Annotated in this window: 3 protein-coding genes and 1 pseudogene; 3 read left to right on the forward strand and 1 reads right to left on the reverse strand. The window is 33.4% G+C overall.

The window, feature by feature from the left end; translation table 11 throughout:
* Positions 1–1,811: methionine--tRNA ligase (gene metG / locus ACIQZC_RS09880; RefSeq protein ID WP_396139058.1), on the reverse strand; the 1,811-nt coding region annotated here is incomplete at its 3' end.
* Between the two features lie 97 nt (positions 1,812–1,908).
* Between metG and ACIQZC_RS09885 the strand changes: the two genes are divergently transcribed.
* The 3 genes and pseudogenes from ACIQZC_RS09885 to ACIQZC_RS09895 form a co-directional block, all read left to right on the forward strand.
* Positions 1,909–2,805 (forward strand): LD-carboxypeptidase, encoded by an 897-nt coding sequence (locus ACIQZC_RS09885; protein WP_396139059.1) that lies wholly within the window; start codon positions 1,909–1,911, stop codon positions 2,803–2,805.
* 41 nt (positions 2,806–2,846) lie between these two features.
* Positions 2,847–3,206: a YraN family protein gene (locus ACIQZC_RS09890; RefSeq protein WP_396139060.1), complete on the forward strand. Its 360-nt coding sequence runs from the start codon at positions 2,847–2,849 to the stop codon at positions 3,204–3,206.
* A gap of 71 nt (positions 3,207–3,277) precedes the next feature.
* Positions 3,278–3,641 (forward strand): annotated as a pseudogene (locus ACIQZC_RS09895) (aspartate kinase); the annotation flags it as partial.

Below are 3,641 nucleotides of genomic sequence, written 5' to 3' on the forward strand. Positions count from 1 at the left end.
ATTTTTTCGGCTTCAATAATCGTCCCGATTCGTAAATCTACTTTGGCAAAATCTTCAAAAGTGATGATTTCTTTTTGCGGTTCAGCTTTTGCGTTTTCCACTTGATTGGCGGTTTTAGTTGCTTCTAATTTATCTAATTGTTTCTGAATTTCGGCATCTTCAATTTGGGCAAACAAAATTCCTCCCGAAGTTTCGGAATGACCAATTTGATGTCCGGGTTTTGTCAAATTCCAGTTTTCAAATTCTAAATTCCAATTATTGATTTTAATATCTAATATTTTGCACAATTTAGAAGATGTAAATGGTAAAAACGGTTCAGAAAGTATGGCTAATGCTGACGCAATTTGTAGCGCTACATACATTTGAGTTTGCACTCTTGCCGGATTTTCTTTCACCATTTTCCAAGGTTCTTCGTCGGCTAAATATTTATTTCCTAAACGGGCTACGTTCATTAATTCGCCTAATGCTTCTCTAAATCGATAACGTTCAATCGAACTTGAAATTACCGCTGGATACGCTTTTAACTCGGCTAAAGTTTGCTCGTCAACTTCTGAAAATTCGTTTGGCGTTGGAACAATTCCGTCGTAATATTTATTGGTTAAAACCACAACACGATTGATGAAATTACCAAAAATCGCCGCTAATTCATTATTATTTCTGGCTTGAAAATCTTTCCAAGTAAAGTCGTTATCCTTTGTTTCTGGAGCATTAGCTGTCAAAGCATAACGCAAGGCGTCTTGTTTTTCAGGAAAATCTTGTAAATATTCGTGTAACCAAACCGCCCAGTTTTTTGAAGTCGATAATTTGTTTCCTTCTAAATTTAAAAATTCATTTGCAGGAACATTATCGGGTAAAATATAACTTCCTTCTGCTTTTAACATCGCTGGAAAAATAATACAATGGAAAACAATATTGTCTTTTCCAATGAAATGAACCAATTTTGTATCGGCATCTTTCCAATAGGGTTCCCAATCTTTTCCTTCGCGAGCTGCCCATTCTTTGGTTGCCGAAATGTAACCAATAGGCGCATCAAACCACACGTATAATTTTTTTCCTTCGGCACCTGGAACAGGCACATCGATCCCCCAATCTAAATCTCGAGTTAGGGCTCTTGGTTCTAAACCACCATCAACCCACGATTTTACTTGTCCGTAAACATTGGGTTTCCAGTCGTTTTTATGACCTTCTAAAATCCATTCTCTTAAGAAAGATTCGTAACGATTTAAAGGTAAAAACCAGTGTTTTGTCGATTTTAATATCGGAGTTTCTCCTGTAATAGTCGATTTCGGATTGATTAAATCGGTTGCATTTAATGTTGAACCACATTTTTCACATTGGTCGCCATACGCTTCTGGGTTGTCACATTTTGGACAGGTTCCAGTTACGAAACGATCTGCTAAGAATTGATCTGCTTTTGCATCGTATAATTGGTCGGTAGTTTCTTCGATAAAATCACCTTTATCGTATAATTTTTTGAAAAATTCGGAAGCCGTTTTATGATGAATCTCCGATGAAGTTCTGGAATAATTATCAAAAGAAATTCCAAAATCTAAAAACGATTGACGAATAATTCCGTCATATTTATCAATTACTTGTTGAGGTGTGATGCCTTCTTTCTTCGCTTTCATAGAAATTGCCACACCGTGCTCGTCGCTTCCGCAAATGAAAGCCACGTCTTTTCCTTGTAATCGTAAATATCTTGAATATATATCTGAAGGCACATAAACACCTGCTAAATGACCAATGTGAATGGGTCCATTAGTATAAGGAAGTGCTGCTGTAATGGTATATCTTTTCGGATTTTTTAACATATTGTCATTAAATTTGATACAAAAATAATTCATTTAAGAGGAATAGACGAATTTTTCTGTTCAAATTCCTTATTTTTGAATTCTTATTGAACTTTATATGATTATACCACCATTTTTAAAGGCGGGAGATACCGTTGCTCTTGTTTGTACAGCACGTAAATTTTTTCCCGAAGATGCCAAACCAGCTATTGATTTATTAGAATCTTGGGGACTAAACGTTAAATTAGGAGCCACAATTGGATTAGACAATTTTCAATTAGGTGGTACAGATACCGAACGAGCGGCAGATTTTCAAACACAATTAGATGATGAAAACGTAAAAGCCATTTGGTGCGCTCGAGGCGGATATGGTACGGTTAGAATTATTGATTCAATAGATTTTTCCAAATTTAAGAAACATCCTAAATGGATAATGGGATTTTCTGATGTTACCGTTTTGCATAGTCAATTAAATATAGAACGTGTGGCAACCTTACATTCCATAATGCCGTTTACTGTTCCAAATGCTCCTGAAGAAGTAAAGGATACTTTGCGAAAAGCACTTTTTGGAGAAACGATTTCTTATACAATTCCTTCGAAAAGTTATGATGTAAAAGGAACCGCTTCGGGCGAATTGGTAGGCGGAAATATTTCTATTTTGTACAGTTTGTTAGGTTCAAAATCAGCAATTGATACAAAAGATAAAATTCTATTTATTGAAGATTTAGACGAATATTTATATCATATTGACCGAATGATGTATAATTTAAAACGTAATGGTTATTTTGAACAAGTTAAAGGAATTGTAGTAGGAAGTATGACGGATATGCACGATAATGAAATTCCTTTTGGTCAAAATGAAGTGCAAATTATTACAGAAATAGCTAAAGATTTTTCCATTCCAATAGCGTTTCAATTTCCTGCCGGACATCAAAAAGACAATCGAACATTAATTCTTGGTCAACAAGTAGCATTTGAAGTAAATGAAAGAGAAGTAAAACTTCAATTTATTTAAAATTGGCAAATCGACACATTGAAAATTGACACATTGAAAAAATGGCAGAACACAACGAATTAGGAAAAATTGGAGAAGAATTAGCAGTTGATTTTTTACAAAAAAACGGCTATGAAATCTTAGAAACTAATTGGACGTTTCAGAAAGCAGAAGTGGATATTATTGCGAAGAAAGGAGAAGTTTTAGCAGTTGTAGAAGTAAAAACACGTTCGAGTATTGATTTTGGATTACCTCAAGAATTTGTAAAACCAAAAAAAATTCAATTGTTAGTGAAGGCGATAAATGAGTATATTATTCAAAATGAAATAGATGTAAATGTCCGATTTGATATTGTTGCGATTCATAAAGAAAATAATGAATTCATACTAGAGCATATTGAAGATGCTTTTCATTATTTCTGATGTTATATCTATAACAAATAGTATTTTTTTATACATTTGTTCAACTTAAACCCTAATAAAGCACAATTCACATGAATACTATTTCTTCTGTAGTAGAACAATACATTAAATCAAAACCTTTTTTATTAAATTCCCTTTCGCAAGGAATAATAAATTTGACTTCTTTGTCAAGAATCATGATGCCTGAGTTACAATCGCACTTAGGAAAAGAAGTAAAACAAGGAGCCATAGTTATGGCATTAAAGCGATTATCGGAAGAATTAGATTTTAAGATTAATTATAAAATTTCCAAAGTATTAAAGAACATTGGGGAAATTACAGTTCGGTCTTCATTAACCGACTACACCTTTGTAATTTCTGATACTTTATTGGAAAATCAAGCAAGATTATTAGCCGAAATTAATAAAGTTCATGATATTTTTTATACTTCATCAA

It is taken from the genome of Flavobacterium sp., from assembly GCF_044338735.1.
Lineage (GTDB): Bacteria > Bacteroidota > Bacteroidia > Flavobacteriales > Flavobacteriaceae > Flavobacterium.

Excerpts from the sequence above, each read along its gene's own strand:
- ACIQZC_RS09885 (WP_396139059.1), top strand. The coding sequence starts at position 1,909 with ATGATTATACCACCATTTTTAAAGGCGGGAGATACCGTTGCTCTTGTT.
- ACIQZC_RS09890 (WP_396139060.1), top strand. The coding sequence starts at position 2,847 with ATGGCAGAACACAACGAATTAGGAAAAATTGGAGAAGAATTAGCAGTT.